Below are 2,445 nucleotides of genomic sequence, written 5' to 3' on the forward strand. Positions count from 1 at the left end.
GCCAGGCGCTGGCGCCGTGGAACTCGACCTCGGAGCTCGCATTGGCCTTGTTGCCGAGCTTGTCCTTCAGGCGCTGGATGTGGATGGCGTTGCGGCTGCCGTCGGGCAGCACGCGCGGCAGGAAGAAGCAGCTCAGGCCGGCCGGCGCCTGCGCGAGCACCAGGAAGGCGTCGCACATCGGCGCCGAGAAGAACCACTTGTGGCCGGTGATCGCGTAGCGCTCGCCCCAGGCGTCGCTGCCGTCGCGCACGGCTTGCGTGGTGTTGGCGCGCACGTCGGAGCCGCCCTKCTTCTCGGTCATGCCCATGCCCATGGTCAGGCCGGGCTTGTCCTTGAACGAAGCGAGCGCCGGGTCGTACCAGAGGCTGCCGAGCTTCGGGCCCCAGTCGGCATACACGGCGGCATTGCTGCGCAGCGCCGGCGTGGCGGCGTAGGTCATCGAGACCGGGCAAAGGATCGATGGCTCCAGCTCGGTGAAGAGCATGAAGCCGGCCGCCCGCAGCACGTGCGGCGAGGCCGAAGTGCCCGTCCAGGGCGTGCCGTGCAGGCCTGCGCCCACGGCGGCGGCCATGAGCAGGTGATAGCTCGGGTGGAACTCCACCTCGTCGATGCGCCGGCCGAAGCGGTCGTGCGTGTGCAGTTCGGGCGGATGGGTGTTGGCGAGCCGCGCATGCGCCTGCATCTCGGCCGAGCCGATGGCGGCCCCCAACTCCTGCAAGTGCGCCACCTGCAGTTGCGGCGCATTGAACTTCAACGCATCGCGCAGGGGCCGGTTGGTTTCGAAGAGGTTGTAGCCCACCAGCGGTTCGGGCTGGTTGAACACCTCGTGCGTCGTTTCCATAAACCGGCCTCCTTGCCGTGCGTTCAGCTCATTCAGACTAGCTTGACGAGCTGCTTGCCGAAATTCTTGCCCTTGAGCAAACCCAGGAAGGCCTCAGGGGCAGCCGCTATGCCTTGCGCCACCGACTCGCGCGGCCTGAGCTTGCCGCTGGCCACCAGCGCACCGAGCTCGGCCAGCGCCTCGGGCCACACTTCCATGTGCTCGCTCACGATGAAGCCTTCGATCTTCATGCGGTTGATGAGGATCAGCGCCGGGTTCGCGAGCGGCAGCGGCTGGCCGTCGTAGCCCGCGATCATTCCGCACAGCGCCACGCGCGAGAAGGCATTGGCGCGCAGCAGCACGGCGTCGAAGATGTAGCCGCCCACGTTCTCGAAATAGCCGTCGATGCCATTCGGGCAGGCTTCCTTGAGCGCGGCGCTCATGCTCTTGGCGTCGGGGTGCTGGCGGTAGTCGATGCAGGCATCGAAGCCGAGCTCGTCGGTCACGTACTTGCACTTGTCCGGCCCGCCTGCAATGCCCACCACGCGGCAGCCGCGCGCCTTGGCCAATGCACCGAAGGCACTGCCGACCGCGCCGCTGGCGGCCGTGACCACCATCGTCTCGCCGGCCTTCGGCGCAATGATCTTCACGAGGCCGTACCAGGCCGTGACGCCCGGCATGCCGACCGCGCCGAGGTAGTGCGACAGCGGCACCTGCGTGGTGTCGACCTTCTTGAGCGCGCCGGGCTGCGAGGCATCGACCACGCTGTATTCCTGCCAGCCGCCGAAGCCCACCACCTTGTCGCCGACGGCGTACTTGGGGTGCTTGCTCTCGACCACTTCGCCGGCCGTGCCGCCCTGCATGACCTGGCCCAGCGGCTGCGGCTGGGCGTAGCTCTTGGAGTCGTTCATGCGACCGCGCATGTAGGGGTCGAGGCTCATGTAGTGGTGGCGCACCAGCACCTGGTTGTCCTTGAGCGCGGGCGTCTCGGCGGTCACGAGCTTGAAGTTGCCGGCAACGGCTTCGCCTTCGGGGCGGTTGTCGAGGTGGATCTGCTTGTTGGTGGGCATGGGGGTCTCCGGGAAAATGCAATCAATCGGTGGAAGGTGGGCGCATCGCATTGGCGCTCGCGGGGCCGGTGGGCAGGCGGCGCTTCACGTACTTGAAGGTGCCGGTGGCGTGCGCGCACACGCGCTCCAGTTCGTCGTAGATCTTGGCCTCGGTGAAGGCCAGCGTCGCGGTGCGGTGGATCAGCGTGCCGCGCGCATGCAGCGGCCCGACCGAAGGCTGCATGAAGCTGGTCTTCATCTCGATGGTGACCACGCCGGTCTCGGGCGCCACGCTGCGTGCGGCGGCCGCCATGGTGATGTCGAGCAGCGTCATGCAGGCGCCGCCGTGCGTCACGTCGAAGGTGTTGAGATGTTCGGGCTTGGCGGTGTAGATGATCTCGGACTCGCCGCCCTCGAACTTGGTGAGCTCGAAGCCCAGGTGCCGCGCGAACGGGATCTGGCTCGTGTAGGAGAGGATGTTGATGTCGGTGGAATCGGGGGAAGGCATCTCAGGTTTGCTTTGCGTGTCGTGTTGTGGGGTTCATGTGTTCGGGGCGCTGTTGTTCTTGTTCGGGG

3 protein-coding genes are annotated in these 2,445 nt (G+C 66.9%); all 3 read right to left on the reverse strand.

Annotated features, from left to right (window positions below; all coding sequences use genetic code 11):
• Positions 1-841 (reverse strand): acyl-CoA dehydrogenase family protein (locus AC1DOC_RS29370; protein ID WP_478131092.1); only part of this gene is annotated, 841 nt, incomplete at its 3' end.
• Between the two features lie 32 nt (positions 842-873).
• On the reverse strand, positions 874-1,890 hold the full coding sequence (locus AC1DOC_RS29375) for an NADP-dependent oxidoreductase (RefSeq protein ID WP_027729637.1): 1,017 nt from the start codon (positions 1,888-1,890) through the stop codon (positions 874-876).
• A gap of 22 nt (positions 1,891-1,912) precedes the next feature.
• Complete coding sequence (locus AC1DOC_RS29380; RefSeq protein WP_012748020.1) at positions 1,913-2,377, reverse strand: PaaI family thioesterase; 465 nt, start codon at positions 2,375-2,377, stop codon at positions 1,913-1,915.
• Positions 2,378-2,445 lie beyond the last annotated feature (68 nt).

It is taken from the genome of Variovorax sp. 01T439_2 (assembly GCF_056398445.1).

What these genes read in the sequence shown, in the direction of transcription:
- AC1DOC_RS29375 (WP_027729637.1), bottom strand. Translation starts at nt 1,890, where the DNA reads ATGCCCACCAACAAGCAGATCCACCTCGACAACCGCCCCGAAGGCGAA.
- AC1DOC_RS29380 (WP_012748020.1), bottom strand. Translation starts at nt 2,377, where the DNA reads ATGCCTTCCCCCGATTCCACCGACATCAACATCCTCTCCTACACGAGC.